Here is a 15,210-nt window from a genome sequence, read left to right on the forward strand (position 1 = left end):
GCTAGTTGTCGAGCTCCTTGACCAGGGCGTCGACCACGGCCACCAGATCACCCTGAGCCGCGGCGGCCACCCGCCGCTGCCGCTGGTAGGAGGCGCCGCGCTGCGGAATCTCCGCGACCAGGGCCAGCTCCTTCTCGCAGCCGAGCTGTTTGGCGACCGGCTCGAGCCGGTTCAACAGCTCCGACAGGTCGTCGGTGACGAGGCGTTCGTTGCTCTCGGCATCGGTGATGATGATCGCATCCAGGCCGTAACGTGCTGCGCGCCACTTGTTCTCCTGCACATGCCAGGGCGGGATGGTCGGCAGCGTCTCCCCCGCCTCGACCCGGCGGTCCAGGTCCACCACCAGGCAGTGGATGAGCGCGACGATCGCGGAAAGCTCCAGGCGCGTGGGGATTCCGTCGCACACCCGGACCTCGATGGTCCCCCACTTCGGCGCGGGACGGATGTCCCAGTGCATGCCGCCGAGTTGCTCGATCACCCCGGTCTTCATCTGGTCGTGCACGAAACCCTCGAACTGCGACCAGTTCTCGAACTGGAACGGCAGACCGGCGGTGGGTAACTGCTGGAACATCAGCGCCCGGTTGCTGGCGTATCCGGTATCGATGCCGGCCCACATGGGCGAGGACGCGGACAGCGCCAGCAGATGCGGATACGACAGCAGCAGCGAGTTCAGGATCGGAAAGACCTTCTCCGGGTGCGAGACTCCGACGTGCACGTGCACGCCCCAGATCAGCATCTGCCGCCCCCACCACTGGGTGCGTTCGATGAGTTCGTCGTAATGCGCTGTGCGCGTGAGCTGTTGGGTCGACCACTGGGCGAACGGGTGGGTGCCCGCGCAGAACAGGTCCACCCCGACCGCGTCGGCGGCGCTGCGCACGGCGTCCATCGTGCCGCTGAGGTCGTCGACCACCTCGCCGACGGTGTCGTGCACGCCGCTGACCAGTTCGACGGTGTTCCGCAGCAGCTCCTTGGTGACCTGCGGGGTGCCGTCGTGGGCGCGCAGGTCACCGACGGTGTCGAAGACCGCAGCGGCGGTGTTGGAGAGGTTGCGGGTGTTCTTGTCTACGAGCGCGATCTCCCACTCGACCCCCAGCGTGGGGCGGGGCGAGCTGTTCCAGTGGACTTTTCCTACGCCTGCCCCGCCCATGGCAACCGCGCCTACCCGATGACGCCGCAGGCCACCCGGCCGCCCGCGTCACCGGTCGCCAGTGTTTCGGCGTCCGGGCCGGCGGTGCCGTTGGCCTGGGTGTATCGGCTGGGGACGTTGCCGAAGTTGTCCGCTCCGGCGTGGATCATCAGGGCCTTGCCCTTCAACTCGTCCAGTGTCACGGCGTCGGTGGTGGTGACGAGTTTGGCGGTGCCGTCCTGGCGCACCTCGAGCGAGGTCAGATCGCCGCTGGCCGGGTGCGCGTTCTGGTCGCCCACCTGCAGGTGCCCGCCCGCGGACAGGAAGTCGCCGGACGGGCCGCCGGACGGCGCGGTGGAGTTCGCCTCGCACTTGCCGACCGAGTGCACGTGCAGGCCGTGGAAGCCGGGCTTGAGGCCGTGCGCCTCGACGGTGATCTCGAGGTGGCTGCCCGACTTGACCACCGACGCGGTGCCGACCTGGGCCCCGGCGGGATCCTTGAGCTGCGCCGAGACCGACTCGCCCGGGGTGGCGCTGTGCTCGGTGCGCCCGTGCCCGCTGCCGCCGTGCTCGCCGGTGCCGGTGGCCTCGCCGCCCGGCGCCGCCGAACCCGTCCACACCGGCGGTGTGGTCCCCTTGACGTCACTCGATTCCTGGCTGTTGGTGCAGGCCGCGAGGCCGAACACCGCGACCGCCAGCACCGGGGTCACAGTCCGCCAGGACGGGCGACGAGTTGTGGAGGGGGCCATCGGGGAACTCCTTTACGAGTACCGAGTTTACGAGTAGTGCCGCGGGTACGAATTCGTTACCGGTCAAGATGATGCCAGAGCCGTTACGCCGTGGAGCCGTGGGGCCGGGTTGGTAGAGACGACCGTTCAGTTCCCTGTGACGATGACGATCACACCGGGCGGATTGCTCGCGATCCCGGCGAATCGCGGCTCCGCCGAGACGCCGAGTTCGTCGGCGATCTGCTCGGCCGCGTCCCGCTCGCCCGGCGAATTACCATAGTAGACAGTCGTTTTCGGGATGACGCCGCCGGGATAGTTGCCGGTCTCCGCGATACTCCAGCCCTCGGCGGAAAGCTGACCCGCGGTGCGCGCGGCCAGGCCCGCGACCGTGCTGTTGTTCAGTACGTGCACGGGCACCGACTTCGCCGCGGCCGGTGTCGTGGTGGGAGCGGTGGTCGTCGTCGTGGTGGACGACGTGGTGCCGGTGGTCGTTTCGGCGGCGGTCGAGGTGGTGGTGACGGCAGGCTTGGACGTCGTGGTGCTGGTGGCCTGCCCCTGGGTCGCCTGTCCCTGAGTCTCGGTGTCCGAGGCGGAGGAGTCGGAACTCGACAGCGACATCGCGCCGAGGCCGGCGAACACGATGGCCAATGCGATCAAGACCATCGCGAGCGCTCGCAGCGGCGGTCCACCGGAGGGCGGATTGGGGTTGCTCACCTGGTCGACCCTAGTCCTAGGCGGGCGCGCACGCCCGCATCACACCTGGAAGCCCAGCCGCCGGGCGGCGCGGGCCTTCTGCCGGCTGGCCCGCAGCCGTCGCAGCCGCTTCACCAGCATCGGATCGGCGGCCAGCGCCTCGGGCTTGTCGACGACGGCGTTGAGGACCTGGTAGTAGCGGGTGGCCGACATATCGAACAGCTCGCGGATGGCTTCCTCCTTGGCACCCGCGTACTTCCACCACTTGCGCTCGAAATCGAGAATGTCGAGTTCGCGGCGGGAGAGTTCGCCGGCGACCGCCGCACCCGTGGAAGAGCTGTCCTCGCTTGCGGAAAGATTTCGTGCCGCTGCGCTGTCCATATCGCTCCCTCGCCGAGTTACAACTGACGACTCGACGCTCATTCAACCATGAACGACGGCGATGCCCGCTGCGTCGCACGGCGTGTCGGCACTGCCGACGTGTCCGTCACCGCGTCCGATTCGAGGCCCCGCGTAAAGTGACCGACCATGGCGATTCTTCCGATCCGCATCGTCGGCGATCCGGTTCTGCACCATCCGACCCAGCAGGTCACCAGGTCACCGGAGGAACTCGCCGAACTCATCGCGAACATGTACGAGACCTTGGACGCGGCGCACGGCGTGGGGCTGGCGGCCAATCAGGTCGGCGAGCCGCTGCGGCTGTTCGTCTACGACTGCCCCGACATCGGCGCGGACGGCAGCATGAACCGGCGGCGCGGCGCGGTGATCAATCCGGTGCTGGAGACCTCGGAGATCCCCGAGACCATGCCCGATCCCGACGACGACGAGGAGGGCTGCCTGTCCGTGCCGGGCGAGCAGTACCCCACCGGCCGCGCCGAGTGGGCGCGCGTCACCGGGACCGACGAGCACGGCGATCCGGTCGACATCGAGGGCAAGGGATTCTTCGCCCGCATGCTGCAGCACGAGGTGGGCCATCTCGACGGCTTCCTCTACGTGGACGTGCTGGTCGGGCGCAACGCGCGGGCGGCGAAGAAGGCGATCAAGCGAAACGGCTGGGGCGTACCGGGTTTGAGCTGGATCCCGGGCACCGTGCCGGATCCGTTCGGGCATGACGACTGACCCGCCCGGCATTCCGCCCGGCCGGCGAGTGGTGGTGCGGTACCGGCTGCCGGAGGGTTATCCCGAGCGGTTCACCGATCTGATCGGCGAACTGGTGGCGCTGGATCCGCCGACCGTGCGCACCGCCGACGGCCAGACGGTGGCCATCGCCGCCGATCGCGTGGTGGCGCTGAAACCATTGGGGCCCAGGCCGATTCGCACCCGCGAGATTCGCGCCCTGGAGGCGGCGGCCTGCGACGGCTGGCCCGGTATCGACCGCGCCCTGATCGACGGCTGGGTGCTCGCCGCCGGGCACGGGTACACCAATCGCGCCAATTCCGCGGTGCCGGTGGGTAGTTCGGAGTCCCCGGCGCAGCTCCATCCGGAGACGCTGCGCCGCATCGGCGAGTGGTACACCGGCCAGGGGCTGCCGCTGCAGTTGCGGCTGCCCGACCGGCTGGCTCCCGTGCCGCCCGGCTGGCGGACCTGGGGCGAGACGCGCGTACTGGCCATCGATATCGACAATTTCGTCCTGCCGCAGGGCCCGTCGATGGTGCGGGTCGACGCGAGGCCGCACGCGGGCTGGCTGGAGCTGTACCGGTTCCAGGGCGAGGACACCGTCCCGGTGGCGCCGCCGCGGCCGGACGAGGCGGTGCTGACCGCGGTGCGCGACGGCGAGATCGGTTTCGCCGCACTGGGTCTGCCCACGGCGCTGGCGGTGGGGCGCGGCGCGGTCACCACCGCTCCGGACGGCCGCCGCTGGGTCGGGCTGACCTGCGTCGCGGTGGCCGCCCCGCACCGCCGCCACGGCTTGGGCACGCTGATCTGCGCCGAACTCGTCCGCTGGGGTCACCGGCACGGGGCAACCCACGCTTACGTGCAAGTGGCGGTGGACAATACGGGGGCACAGGCGATGTACCGGGAGATGGGCTTCGTCGACCACCACGACTATCGCTACGCGGCCCCGGCCTGAACCGGGTCGCGCACAGGCAAGGAGAACATCCGGTGCGGTTGGCTACCTGGAACGTGAATTCGATTCGTTCCCGGCTCGATCGGGTGGTCGGCTGGCTCGATCAGGCCGATATCGACGTGCTGGCCCTCCAGGAGACCAAGTGCCGCGACGACCAGTTCCCGGCGGAACGGTTCGAGGCGGCCGGCTACGAGGTCGCGCACGTCGGATTCAGCCAGTGGAACGGGGTGGCGATCGCCTCCCGAATCGGCCTCGACGAGGTCGAGATCGCCTTCCCCGGACAGCCCGGTTTCGACAAGGACGCCGAGACGTCGCTGCTCGCCGCTCCGGTGGTGGAGGCCCGCGCCATCGGCGCCACCTGCGGCGGCGTGCGGGTGTGGAGCCTGTACGTGCCGAACGGCCGCACGCTGACCGACCCGCACTACGCCTACAAGCTGGAATGGCTTGCCGCACTGCGCGATACCGGCGCCCGCTGGCTGGCCGAGGACCCCGCCGCGCAGATCGCGCTGGTCGGCGACTGGAACATCGCGCCCACCGACGCCGACGTCTGGTCGCCGGAGTTCTTCCGCGGCAGAACCCATGTCTCCCAACCGGAACGGGACGCCTTCAACGCCATCGCCGCGGCCGGTTTCACCGATGTGATGCGGCCCTTCGCGCCCGGCCCCGGCGTGTACACCTACTGGGACTACACGCAGTTGCGCTTTCCCCGCAAGGAGGGCATGCGCATCGACTTCATCCTCGCCTCCCCCGCGCTGGCGGCACGCACCACGGACGCCACGGTCGACCGCGAACAGCGCAAAGGCAAGGCGCCCAGCGACCATGCCCCGGTGGTCGCCGAATTCGCCGACCGATAACCGGGGTCAGGCCGGGCGGGTCTTGATGGCGTCCTGCGAGATGAACACGTCGTAGGTGCCCGCGGCGGCCACCACCGCGTTGCCGTACACCGAGCGCACGAACGGCTTGGTGTACCAGGTGTTCTGCTGCATCTGCCGGTAGAAATCCCGGTCGTTGCCGTTGAGGAAGATGTGGTTCTGCTTGGTCGCCTCGCCGTCGAAGCGCTCGCCGAACAGGCGGCTCACCTGATAGCCGGAGTGGAAACCGAGTGTGTTCACCCAGTGCTCGAGTTCGACGATATTGGCCTGCAACACCCACAGGTCGCCCTCGACCCGGTGCTTCTCGTGCCGGTCGTCGTGATTGCCGTCGCCGTACAGCGTCAGTTCGATATCGAGGGTGTGCGGTTGGCCGTCGACCGGCGTCGCGACCACGTGCGCGGCCTTCACCTCACCGGTCAGCCCGAGGTAGGTCTGCAGCAGGGTGGTCACCCAGAGGATGACCACCGCCACCAGCACCAGCACCAGCGCCCCGGCGCCGCGCCCGGCCAGCGCCCGCCAGCCGACCCTGCGTGCCCTCACCACCGCGCTGATCAGGAGCACCACGGCGACGACGAAGAGCACCACCAGCAGGGCCTGGATCCAGCCGAAGCTCACCGGAAAGACCATGCGGTAGTTGTACCCGCAACCCCGGGCGCGCCGTAACCGTCGAACGTGTCACGAATCGGGAACGGTGGCTTCAGAACGCGGCTTCGTCCAACCGCATGATGTCGTTGTCGAGGTTCTCCACCACCGCGCGCACGCCGCTCAGCAGCGGCAGCTTGTTCTTGGCGAACCACGAAGCGACGCCGATCTTTCCGGCGTAGAAGTGGCGGTCGCGCTCCGAGGGCCCGGCGTCCAGCGCGGCCTGCGCCACCGCCGCCTGCTCGAGCAGCCGCCAGGCGATCACCAGATCGCCAGTGGCGTACAGGAATCGCACCGAGCCGAGGCCGACCTTGTAGATCTCCGCCGGATCCTGTTGCGACGCCATCAGATACCCGGTGAGCGCGGCGGCCATCGCCTGCACGTCCGCCAGCGCCGCACCGAGCAGCTCGCGCTCGCGCTCGAGCCGGGCGTCGCCGGAGTCGGCGAACTTCTGGATGAGCCCGGCCACGTGCGCGAGCGCCGTACCCTTGTCGCGAATGATCTTGCGGAAGAAGAAGTCCTGCGCCTGGATCGCCGTGGTGCCCTCGTACAGCGAGTCGATCTTGACGTCGCGGATGTACTGCTCGATCGGGTAGTCCTGCAGATACCCGGACCCGCCGAGGGTCTGCAGCGATTCGGTGAGCGTCTCGTAGGCGCGCTCGGATCCACAGCCCTTGACGATCGGCAGCAGCAGATCGTTGACCCGTGCCGCCAGTTCCGGGTCCGCGCCGAAGTTCGCCTGTGCCACATCATCGTTCTGGTAGGCGGCGGTGTAGAGGTAGAGCGCGCGCAGGCCCTCGGCGTAGGCCTTCTGCGTCGCCAGGCTGCGGCGCACGTCGGGGTGGTGGGTGATGGTGACGCGCGGCGCGGTCTTGTCGGTCATCTCGGTGAGGTCCGCGCCCTGCACACGGGTCTTGGCGTACTCCAGCGCGTTCAGGTATCCGGTTGACAGCGTTCCCGCCGAGAGCACACCCACCATCATCCGCGCGTTCTCGATCACCTTGAACATCTGGGCGATGCCGTTGTGCACCTCGCCGACCAGGTAGCCGACGGCCGGTTTCGCGCCGCCGTAGGTCAGCTCGCAGGTGGGCGAGGACTTGATGCCCATCTTGTGCTCGAGGTTGGTGACGTACACGCCGTTGCGCTCGCCGAGCGCCATCGTCTCCCGGTCGAACAGGAACTTCGGCACCGCGAACAGCGACAGGCCCTTGGTGCCGGGGCCCGCGCCTTCCGGGCGCGCCAGGGTGAGATGGATGATGTTGTCGGCGGTGTCGCCGAGGTCGCCGCCGGAGATGAAGCGCTTCACGCCCTCGATGTGCCAGGTGCCGTCGGGCTGCCGGGTCGCCTTGGTGCGGCCCATGCCGACATCGGACCCGGCGTCGGGCTCGGTGAGCACCATCGTTCCGCCCCAGCGGTTCTCCCATGCGTGCCGGGCCCAGCGCTGCTGCTCCGCGGTGCCCTCGTGGAACAGCACGGTGTGCATGAGCGGACCCATGTTGAAGAAGCTCGCCGAATTGTGCGCGGCGACAAGCATTTCCTGCGTCGCCCAGACCAGGGCCGAGGGCGCGGTGACCCCGCCCATCTCCTCGGGCATGCCCAGGGCCGACCAGCCGGCCTCGTTCACCGCGGCGACGGTCTTGCGCAGCGAGTCCGGGACGATCACCGCGTGCTCGGCGGCGTCGAACTGCAGCGGGTTGCGGTCGGCATCGACGAAGGACTCGGCGACCGGGCCCTCCGCCAGCCGCAGCACCTCGGTGAGCATCCCCCGCGCGGTCTCCGTGTCCAGATCGCCGTAGGCGCCGGCGTCCAGCAGGGCCCCGATTCCCAGCACCTCGAACAAGTTGAACTCGATATCCCGAAGGTTCGCCTTGTAGTGCGACACGGACCGGCCTCCTCGACTGGGTCGATTAGCAGCGTGTGCCGGCTCCGCGCACACGCCGTTGATGTTGTCCCTGGAGGTTGCCGTACGGCTGTCCGGTTACGCAACCGTAGGCTGCTGCCGACGTCGCCACAGCCAACTGCCTATTTGCCAGAGATGTGCCGGATTGCGCTCGCAGCGATGCGGCAGTCGGCGGCATTCCCGCTGATATCTTGGTCCGCATGGGTTCCGATTCGGCGGTGCGGCCGCGTGCGCAACATCTCGGGCCCGAACGGCGGCGGCCGCAGGTGCTCGACGCCGCCCTGCGGATCGCCGTCGAGGACGGCATCGCGGCCATCACCATCGCCGCCGTCGCCGAGCGCATGAGCGTCACCCGCCCGGTGGTCTACGCCTGCTACGCCGACCGGGTCGAACTCATCGACGCGCTGCTCCAGCGCGAGGAGTCGTATCTGATCAGCGGCATCATCGCGGCGCTGCCGCGGCGGCGGGTGGAGGCCGACGAAGAGGTGTTCGTGGAGGGCTTCCGGGCCCTGCTGGAGACGGTGGCCGCGCGGCCCGAGACCTGGAAGTTGTTGTACGGCAACCCCGATCCGGCCGTCGCGAGCTCGTTCGGGCGCGGCCGCCGCCTGGCCGTGGAGCGCTGCACCCGCCGCCTGCGCCCCACCCTGCACGCCTGGGGCACCGCCGAGGCCGAACGCAAACTCCCCGCCCTGGTCGAACTGTGGGTCTCGGCGGGCGAGGGGGCGGTTCGCACCCTGCTGACCGGCGACGGCGCCTGGACGCCGCAGGATCTGGGCGCGTTCGTCGGCGCCGCGGTGTACCGGGCCCTGCGCGACGCCTGAGGGCGAACGATCCGCACGGTCCGGCCGCGCGAATCGGCGGTGGCATGTACCCTCGGCCGAGACAACTGCACATGCCTACGGGGGCTCGCACCAGCGGGCTGAGAGGACGGCTAGCCCGATGCGGGCGAATCAGGGCCGTCGACCGTTCGAACCTGACCGGGTAATGCCGGCGTAGGGAGGATTCTTCAATGCCATCGAAGCATGCCGTGACGACCGTCGACACCGTCACGACCGGCCCGATCCAGGGCAGCGTCAAGCACTACCAGGAGGTCGACGCGGACGGCACCGCGCTGCGCATTCCGGTCCGCCGGATCAACCTGACCAACGGCGAGCACTTCGACGTCTACGACACCTCGGGCCCGTACACCGACGACACCGCCACCATCGATGTCGAGGCGGGGCTGCCGAAGCTGCGCGACGGCTGGACCAAGCCGGACGTGGCCGGGCCGCGCACCCAGCTGGCCTGGGCACAGCAGGGCATCGTCACCACCGAGATGCGGTATATCGCTGCCCGCGAGGGTGTTTCGCCGGAACTGGTGCGCGAGGAGGTGGCCGCGGGCCGCGCGGTGATCCCGGCCAACCACAACCATCCCGAGTCCGAGCCGATGATCATCGGCAAGAAGTTCGCGGTGAAGATCAACGCCAACATCGGCAACTCGGCGGTCTCCTCGTCCATCGCCGAGGAGGTGGAGAAGATGGTGTGGGCCACCCGCTGGGGCGCCGACACCATCATGGACCTGTCCACCGGCAAGAACATCCACGAGACCCGCGAGTGGATCCTGCGCAATTCGCCGGTGCCGGTCGGCACCGTGCCGATCTACCAGGCGCTGGAAAAGGTGAACGGCGATCCGACCCAGCTGACCTGGGAGATCTACCGCGACACCGTGATCGAGCAGGCCGAGCAGGGCGTGGACTACATGACCGTGCACGCCGGGGTGCTGCTGCGCTACGTGCCGCTGACCGCCAAGCGCGTCACCGGCATCGTCTCCCGCGGCGGGTCGATCATGGCCGCGTGGTGCCTGGCGCATCACCGGGAGTCGTTCCTGTACACGAATTTCGCGGAGCTGTGCGAGATCCTGGCCCGCTACGACATCACCTTCTCCCTCGGCGACGGCCTGCGACCGGGCTCGATCGCCGACGCCAACGACGAGGCGCAGTTCGCGGAGCTGCGCACCCTCGGGGAGCTGACCAAGATCGCGAAATCCCATGGCGTGCAGGTGATGATCGAGGGGCCCGGCCACGTGCCGATGCACAAGATCGTGGAGAACGTGCGGCTGGAGGAGGAGCTGTGCGAGGAGGCGCCGTTCTACACCCTCGGACCGCTCGCCACCGACATCGCCCCCGCCTACGACCACATCACCTCGGCGATCGGCGCGGCCATCATCGCGCAGGCCGGCACGGCCATGCTGTGCTACGTCACGCCGAAGGAGCATCTGGGCCTGCCCGACCGTGACGACGTGAAGACGGGCGTGATCACCTACAAGATCGCCGCGCATTCCGCCGATCTCGCCAAGGGCCACCCGCGCGCCCAGGAGCGCGACGACGCACTGTCCAAGGCGCGCTTCGAGTTTCGCTGGCACGACCAGTTCAACCTGTCGCTGGACCCCGACACCGCCCGCGAGTACCACGACGAGACGCTGCCCGCCGAACCGGCGAAGACGGCGCACTTCTGCTCGATGTGCGGGCCGAAGTTCTGCTCGATGCGCATCTCGGCGGATGTGCGCGAATACGCGGAGCGGCACGGGCTGACCGATGTCGAGGCGATCGAGGCGGGCATGTCGGAGAAGTCCGAGGAGTTCGCGCAGGCGGGCAAGTCGGTCTATCTGCCGATCGTGTCGTAGCACCTCCCCCGCAAGCTTCCGTCGGCCCTGTGGAGGCCGGGGTCCCGCCTGGCCCCGACTTCCCCCGGGCCGATGGAAAGCCATGCTCGGCAGGAGAATTCGAGCGCGGGCCATGCGCGGCAGGAGAATTCAAGCGCGGGCGGAGATGTGCTGGATGCCCCAGCTGTTGCCGTCCGGGTCGTCGAAGAACAGGAAGCCGACGTTGTCGAGGGATCCGTCGGGGCTCGGCGCTACCCTCTGGATGTCGCCGGGATCGAATCCGCGCTCGAGGAGTTCCTCCCGCGCCCTCGGCAGGTCGGGGACCACCAGTTGCAGGCCCTTCACCGAGCCGGGTTCCATCTTCGCGAAGCCGCGTTCCCCGATGACGATCGAGCAGCCCGAGCCCGGCGGGGTGAGCTGGACGATGCGCGACCCGTCACCGATCGCGGTGTCGTGATCGACGGCGAAGCCGAGTTTGTCGCGGTAGAACTCCTTGGCGCGGTCGATGTCCGCGACCGGGACGATGACTACCTCGAGTGTCCAGTTCACTGGTGTTCCCTTTCGTCTGCGTACTCCTGGCATCACTGTCGACGGTGTATCGGGGCCGAATTCATCGCCGCGACACCGGGTCAACCGCGCGGTCGCCAGCGGTCGGCGAATTCGCCGGGTTCCGGTGGGGGGCCGGGCAATTCGCCCGTAGCGGCCAGGCCGTCGATCAGCAGCGCCAGCACGCGGCGGCGCAGTTGCGCGGTGCGTTCGGAGTCGGGCAGGGCGATCGCCGCGCACGACTCCAGGATCAGGCCGAAATCCGAGGTGGTCACACTCGCGCGCAGGCGGCCGGACGCGCGGGCGCGGCGCAGGATCTCGTCGTTCAGGGTTCCGGCGCGCCGCACCTCGGGCAGGATCGACTCGTCCGGGGTGAAGGTGCCGGCCAGCCGGACGGTCAGCGAGTGCACGTCCGCGTCCACCACCCGGCGCAGGAAATCGACCAGCACCGCCCAGTCGTCGCTCAGCTCCAGGGCCGCGGCCGCTTCCTCGTTGTAGCGGCGCAGCCCGTCGTAGCAGAGCGTGCGCAGGAGTACCTCCTTGCTCGGATAGCGGCGGTAGAGCGCGCTGATCCCCACACCCGCGCGCTCGGCGACCGCGGCGATCGGGGCGCTCGCATCGGCCAGGAACACCGCGCGAGCGGCGTCGAGAATGATCCCGTCGTTGCGGGCGGCCTGCGCCTTGCGTCCGGGCAGAGCTTTGCGGGAGTCGGCTGTCTTCGCCATGGGCACAGCGTAGCACCGAAACGGAATGATCCGTTCTGAAAGTTGGCGAACCGCCCGAAACGGCCGGATCGTAGGGTGATGTCGTGAGATTGCTGCCATTGACTCCCGAGGGCCGGACGCCCGTCCGCGCGCTCACCATCGCCGGAACCGATTCCGGCGGCGGCGCCGGTATCCAGGCCGACTCCCGCACCATGGCCCTGCTGGGCGTGCACGCGTGCGTCGCGGTGGCGGCGGTGACCGTGCAGAACTCGTTGGGTGTCAGCGCTTTTCACGAGATCCCGCCGCAGACCGTCGCCGATCAGGTGCGCGTCGTGGTCGGCGATATCGGCGTCGGCGCGGCCAAGACCGGGATGCTGGCCTCCACGGCGATCATCGAGGCGGTCGCCGGGGTCTGCCGCGAGGTGGGCATCGGCCGCGACGGATCGATCCCGCTGGTGGTCGATCCGGTGGCGGCGTCCATGCACGGTGACCCGCTGCTGCACGCCTCGGCCCTGGACGCCCTGCGGCACACCCTGATTCCGCTCGCCACGGTGGTCACCCCCAACCTGGACGAGGTGCGGCTGCTCACCGGCATCGAGGTCACCGGCGACCGCACCGCGCGCAATGCCGCCGAGGCGCTGCACGACCTCGGACCGAAGTGGGCGGTGGTGAAGGGCGGGCATCTGCGTTCCTCCGACTTCAGCACCGACCTGCTGTTCGACGGCGACCAGTTCCACGAACTGTCCGCCCCGCGCATCGAGACCGGCGACGACCACGGCGGCGGCGACACCCTCGCGGCGGCCACCGCGTGCGCGCTGGCCCACGGCTACGAGGTGCCCGAAGCGATCGCCTTCGCCAAGGAGTGGACCACCCGCTGCCTGAAGGCGGCCTATCCGCTCGGCGCTGGCCACGGCCCGGTGTCTCCACTGTGGCGACTGTCCGGAATGTGACCCTTCCCGAAGTTCCGGATGGAGAAGTGACAGTAGTTGTCCTAATCCCCGTCGATACTTCTCTTATGAGCAACAACGAACAGCCGGCCCAGCAGGAAATCACCTCCTACGACGACCCGGACGCGCCGTGGAACCAACTGCACACCGATGCGGACATCGCGAACTGGAACGCCCCCGTCATCGACGAGTTCCGCGCCAACGACGGCAAGGTCGGCGGCGCGTACGAAGGCGCGACCCTGCTGCTGCTCACTACCACCGGCGCGAAAAGCGGTAAGCCGCATACGGTTCCGCTGGGCGTGATGTATCGCGGCGACACCATGTACGTGAGCTCGTTCGTCGAGGACCGTTATCCGGCGTGGTGGCACAACATCAAGGCCGAGCCCCGGGTCACCATCGAGCTGGGTGGCAAGACCTACAGCGGCCGCGGGCGGGTACTGGAAGGCCCCGCCTACGACGAGTTCGCGGCCTGGGTACTGGCCGAGAACCCGTTGCTCGCCGACTTCCAGTCCAAGACCGATCGGCCGATGCCGCTGGTCGTTCTGGAACTCGGCGATGTGATCTGAGGGCGCGCGGCGCGCCCCGGCGCTCCCAGGAACCTCCCAGGGCGGGCGCAGCCGTGCCGCAGGCTGGTGGCCGATCTTCGATGTCATGACCGACACAGCGACGGCCGCTCCGGCGGCGGAACCGGCCGGTGCTCTGGTGACACCGGTACTGGACGTGGTGATTCCCGTCTACAACGAAGAACGCGACCTCGGGGTGTGCGTGCGGCGGCTGCACGCCTTCCTGGGGGCCGGATTCCCGTTCTCGGCGCGAATCACCATCGCCGACAACGCATCCACCGACAGCACGCTGCAGGTCGCGCACCTGCTGGCGGACGAACTCGAGGAGGTGCGGGTGGTCCATCTGGACCGCAGGGGCCGGGGCCGCGCGCTGCGCGCGGTGTGGGAGGCCTCCGACGCGCAGGTCGTCGCCTACATGGATGTGGACCTGTCGACGGATCTCAACGCCCTGCTCCCGCTGGTGGCGCCCCTGGTGTCCGGGCATTCGGATCTGGCCATCGGCACCCGGCTGGCGAAGTCGTCGCGGGTGGTGCGCGGGCCCAAGCGCGAGTTCATCTCCCGCTGCTACAACCTGATCCTGCGGGCGTCGCTGCAGGCTCGATTCTCCGACGCCCAGTGCGGATTCAAGGCCATGCGCACCGATGTCGCGCGCCGGGTGCTGCCGCTGGTGCAGGACGGCGAATGGTTCTTCGACACCGAGCTGCTGGTGATCGCCGAGCGGGCCGGGCTGCGCATCCACGAGGTGCCGGTCGACTGGATCGACGACCCGGACAGCCGCGTCGACATCGTCGACACCGCCCGCAAGGATCTGCTGGGCGTGTGGCGGGTGGGCCGGGGCCTGGCCACCGGCGCCCTGCCGATCAACGAGCTGCGGGCGGCGATCGGCCGCGAGCCGCTGGTGGACGGCGTCCCGCTGGGGATGGTGGGCCAGCTGGTGCGATTCGCCATCATCGGGGTGGCCTCCACGCTGGCCTACATGCTGCTGTATGTGATCCTGCAGCCGTTCGCGGGCCCGCAGGCGGCGAATTTCCTGGCGCTGCTGCTCACGGCGATCGCCAACACCGCCGCGAACCGAGCCTTCACCTTCGGCGTGCGCGGTTCGAATTCGGTTGTGTCACATCACATTCAGGGCCTGCTGATCTTCGCCTTCGCCTGGCTGCTGACCGGCGGCTCCCTGTTCGCGCTGCACCGCTGGGCGCCCGACGCGCCGGTGCATCTGGAACTGGTCGTCCTCGTGGTGGCCAATGCCGTGGCCACGCTGTCGCGTTTCGTCGCACTGCGCTGGGTCTTCCGCAACGCGGTGACCGGAAGCGGCACCACACCTACAGCGGAACTACTTGCGCCGCAGGTGAATTCGAACACGAACCGATGACGGCTGTGCCCGCCGCGACGGCGGGCACGGTCACCGGCGGCTACCTCCGCTTGCCGTTCTCGGTCGCGGCGTCGATACCCGACCGATCGGCCGCCTTGATCTTCTTCTCCGCTCGTTTCTCCTTGAGGGACTTCCCGGACTTCTTGGACATGGTCTGGCGCGGAGATTTGTCGGACATGAGGGTCCTTTGTTCGGCAAGACCTGAGCGATCCTGTTACCTCGACCGTACGGCACGCGGACGAGTTCCAAGGGCACACCGAATTTTTCGACAATGGACCGTGCGATACACGCACGGCCCATGATGTAGCCCCGACGGGATTCGAACCCGCGCTACCGCCTTGAGAGGGCGGCGTCCTAGGCCGCTAGACGACGGGGCCAGGACTCGATCGCCACGGTGGGCGATCGGTG

17 protein-coding genes, 1 tRNA gene and 1 riboswitch are annotated in these 15,210 nt (G+C 68.8%); of the genes, 8 read left to right on the forward strand and 10 right to left on the reverse strand.

The annotated features are described in order from the left end of the window. Position 1: 1 nt before the first annotated feature. The 4 genes from NWFMUON74_RS33060 to napA form a co-directional block, all read right to left on the reverse strand. Complete coding sequence (locus tag NWFMUON74_RS33060; RefSeq protein WP_187685612.1) at positions 2 to 1,147, reverse strand: glutamate--cysteine ligase; 1,146 nt, start codon at positions 1,145 to 1,147, stop codon at positions 2 to 4. An 11-nt stretch (positions 1,148 to 1,158) separates the two neighbouring features. Then, positions 1,159 to 1,875: a superoxide dismutase[Cu-Zn] gene (sodC, locus tag NWFMUON74_RS33065; protein ID WP_187685613.1), complete on the reverse strand. Its 717-nt coding sequence runs from the start codon at positions 1,873 to 1,875 to the stop codon at positions 1,159 to 1,161. A 126-nt stretch (positions 1,876 to 2,001) separates the two neighbouring features. Next, on the reverse strand, positions 2,002 to 2,568 hold the full coding sequence (locus NWFMUON74_RS33070) for a LytR C-terminal domain-containing protein (RefSeq protein WP_232110724.1): 567 nt from the start codon (positions 2,566 to 2,568) through the stop codon (positions 2,002 to 2,004). Between the two features lie 39 nt (positions 2,569 to 2,607). Continuing rightward, the gene (gene napA, locus NWFMUON74_RS33075) at positions 2,608 to 2,928 is read right to left on the reverse strand and encodes a nucleoid-associated protein NapA (protein ID WP_187685614.1); all 321 of its coding nucleotides are present in this window, start codon (positions 2,926 to 2,928) and stop codon (positions 2,608 to 2,610) included. Positions 2,929 to 3,075: 147 nt separating this feature from the next. On the opposite strand from napA, the gene NWFMUON74_RS33080 reads away from it, so the two are divergent. Genes NWFMUON74_RS33080 through NWFMUON74_RS33090 form a run of 3 tightly spaced genes read left to right on the forward strand, consistent with a single transcriptional unit; the run spans position 3,076 to position 5,469 of the window. Next, entirely contained in the window at positions 3,076 to 3,666 is a 591-nt protein-coding gene (locus NWFMUON74_RS33080) for a peptide deformylase (protein ID WP_187685615.1), read from the forward strand. Further along, a complete protein-coding gene (locus tag NWFMUON74_RS33085) occupies positions 3,656 to 4,618 on the forward strand; it encodes an N-acetylglutamate synthase, CG3035 family (RefSeq protein WP_187685616.1) in 963 nt (320 codons plus the stop codon). Before NWFMUON74_RS33080 ends, NWFMUON74_RS33085 begins: the two co-directional genes overlap by 11 nt. Before the next feature lie 32 nt (positions 4,619 to 4,650). After that, positions 4,651 to 5,469: an exodeoxyribonuclease III gene (locus tag NWFMUON74_RS33090; RefSeq protein ID WP_187685617.1), complete on the forward strand. Its 819-nt coding sequence runs from the start codon at positions 4,651 to 4,653 to the stop codon at positions 5,467 to 5,469. A 6-nt stretch (positions 5,470 to 5,475) separates the two neighbouring features. Here the strand turns inward: NWFMUON74_RS33090 and NWFMUON74_RS33095 are convergent, their stop codons facing one another. Both NWFMUON74_RS33095 and NWFMUON74_RS33100 read right to left on the reverse strand, forming a co-directional pair. Next, positions 5,476 to 6,114, reverse strand: coding sequence for a hypothetical protein (locus NWFMUON74_RS33095; protein ID WP_187685618.1), 639 nt, complete (start codon positions 6,112 to 6,114; stop codon positions 5,476 to 5,478). Between the two features lie 70 nt (positions 6,115 to 6,184). Beyond that, positions 6,185 to 8,011: an acyl-CoA dehydrogenase gene (locus NWFMUON74_RS33100; RefSeq protein ID WP_187685619.1), complete on the reverse strand. Its 1,827-nt coding sequence runs from the start codon at positions 8,009 to 8,011 to the stop codon at positions 6,185 to 6,187. Positions 8,012 to 8,229: 218 nt separating this feature from the next. Between NWFMUON74_RS33100 and NWFMUON74_RS33105 the strand changes: the two genes are divergently transcribed. Beyond that, entirely contained in the window at positions 8,230 to 8,850 is a 621-nt protein-coding gene (locus NWFMUON74_RS33105; protein WP_187685620.1) for a TetR/AcrR family transcriptional regulator, read from the forward strand. A 67-nt stretch (positions 8,851 to 8,917) separates the two neighbouring features. Next, positions 8,918 to 9,045, forward strand: a riboswitch (TPP riboswitch). Then, positions 9,039 to 10,691, forward strand: a complete 1,653-nt coding sequence (gene thiC, locus NWFMUON74_RS33110; protein ID WP_187685621.1) for a phosphomethylpyrimidine synthase ThiC — start codon at positions 9,039 to 9,041, stop codon at positions 10,689 to 10,691. (Overlaps the previous riboswitch by 7 nt.) 129 nt (positions 10,692 to 10,820) lie before the next feature. On the opposite strand, the gene NWFMUON74_RS33115 is transcribed toward thiC, so the two are convergent. Next, positions 10,821 to 11,219 (reverse strand): VOC family protein, encoded by a 399-nt coding sequence (locus NWFMUON74_RS33115; RefSeq protein WP_187685622.1) that lies wholly within the window; start codon positions 11,217 to 11,219, stop codon positions 10,821 to 10,823. An 80-nt stretch (positions 11,220 to 11,299) separates the two neighbouring features. Then, positions 11,300 to 11,941 carry a TetR/AcrR family transcriptional regulator gene (locus tag NWFMUON74_RS33120; protein ID WP_187685623.1) on the reverse strand — a complete coding sequence of 214 codons (642 nt, stop codon included), beginning with the start codon at positions 11,939 to 11,941 and terminating at the stop codon, positions 11,300 to 11,302. Between the two features lie 83 nt (positions 11,942 to 12,024). Between NWFMUON74_RS33120 and thiD the strand changes: the two genes are divergently transcribed. The 3 genes from thiD (at position 12,025) to NWFMUON74_RS33135 (ending at position 14,802) form a co-directional block, all read left to right on the forward strand. Next, positions 12,025 to 12,870 (forward strand): bifunctional hydroxymethylpyrimidine kinase/phosphomethylpyrimidine kinase, encoded by an 846-nt coding sequence (gene thiD / locus NWFMUON74_RS33125; RefSeq protein ID WP_187685624.1) that lies wholly within the window; start codon positions 12,025 to 12,027, stop codon positions 12,868 to 12,870. A gap of 65 nt (positions 12,871 to 12,935) precedes the next feature. Further along, positions 12,936 to 13,433 carry a nitroreductase/quinone reductase family protein gene (locus NWFMUON74_RS33130; RefSeq protein WP_187685625.1) on the forward strand — a complete coding sequence of 166 codons (498 nt, stop codon included), beginning with the start codon at positions 12,936 to 12,938 and terminating at the stop codon, positions 13,431 to 13,433. Between the two features lie 85 nt (positions 13,434 to 13,518). Continuing rightward, positions 13,519 to 14,802 (forward strand): bifunctional glycosyltransferase family 2/GtrA family protein, encoded by a 1,284-nt coding sequence (locus NWFMUON74_RS33135; protein ID WP_187685626.1) that lies wholly within the window; start codon positions 13,519 to 13,521, stop codon positions 14,800 to 14,802. Positions 14,803 to 14,842: 40 nt separating this feature from the next. Here the strand turns inward: NWFMUON74_RS33135 and NWFMUON74_RS33140 are convergent, their stop codons facing one another. Continuing rightward, the gene (locus tag NWFMUON74_RS33140) at positions 14,843 to 14,980 is read right to left on the reverse strand and encodes a hypothetical protein (RefSeq protein WP_187685627.1); all 138 of its coding nucleotides are present in this window, start codon (positions 14,978 to 14,980) and stop codon (positions 14,843 to 14,845) included. Positions 14,981 to 15,106: 126 nt separating this feature from the next. Further along, positions 15,107 to 15,179, reverse strand: a tRNA-Glu gene (locus NWFMUON74_RS33145). Positions 15,180 to 15,210 lie beyond the last annotated feature (31 nt).

It is taken from the genome of Nocardia wallacei (assembly GCF_014466955.1).
Classification (GTDB): domain Bacteria; phylum Actinomycetota; class Actinomycetes; order Mycobacteriales; family Mycobacteriaceae; genus Nocardia; species Nocardia wallacei.

What these genes read in the sequence shown, in the direction of transcription:
- NWFMUON74_RS33060 (WP_187685612.1), bottom strand. Translation starts at nt 1,147, where the DNA reads ATGGGCGGGGCAGGCGTAGGAAAAGTCCACTGGAACAGCTCGCCCCGC.
- sodC (WP_187685613.1), bottom strand. Translation starts at nt 1,875, where the DNA reads ATGGCCCCCTCCACAACTCGTCGCCCGTCCTGGCGGACTGTGACCCCG.
- napA (WP_187685614.1), bottom strand. Translation starts at nt 2,928, where the DNA reads ATGGACAGCGCAGCGGCACGAAATCTTTCCGCAAGCGAGGACAGCTCT.
- NWFMUON74_RS33080 (WP_187685615.1), top strand. Translation starts at nt 3,076, where the DNA reads ATGGCGATTCTTCCGATCCGCATCGTCGGCGATCCGGTTCTGCACCAT.
- NWFMUON74_RS33085 (WP_187685616.1), top strand. Translation starts at nt 3,656, where the DNA reads ATGACGACTGACCCGCCCGGCATTCCGCCCGGCCGGCGAGTGGTGGTG.
- NWFMUON74_RS33095 (WP_187685618.1), bottom strand. Translation starts at nt 6,114, where the DNA reads ATGGTCTTTCCGGTGAGCTTCGGCTGGATCCAGGCCCTGCTGGTGGTG.
- NWFMUON74_RS33105 (WP_187685620.1), top strand. Translation starts at nt 8,230, where the DNA reads ATGGGTTCCGATTCGGCGGTGCGGCCGCGTGCGCAACATCTCGGGCCC.
- thiC (WP_187685621.1), top strand. Translation starts at nt 9,039, where the DNA reads ATGCCATCGAAGCATGCCGTGACGACCGTCGACACCGTCACGACCGGC.
- NWFMUON74_RS33120 (WP_187685623.1), bottom strand. Translation starts at nt 11,941, where the DNA reads ATGGCGAAGACAGCCGACTCCCGCAAAGCTCTGCCCGGACGCAAGGCG.
- NWFMUON74_RS33130 (WP_187685625.1), top strand. Translation starts at nt 12,936, where the DNA reads ATGAGCAACAACGAACAGCCGGCCCAGCAGGAAATCACCTCCTACGAC.
- NWFMUON74_RS33135 (WP_187685626.1), top strand. Translation starts at nt 13,519, where the DNA reads ATGACCGACACAGCGACGGCCGCTCCGGCGGCGGAACCGGCCGGTGCT.
- NWFMUON74_RS33140 (WP_187685627.1), bottom strand. Translation starts at nt 14,980, where the DNA reads ATGTCCGACAAATCTCCGCGCCAGACCATGTCCAAGAAGTCCGGGAAG.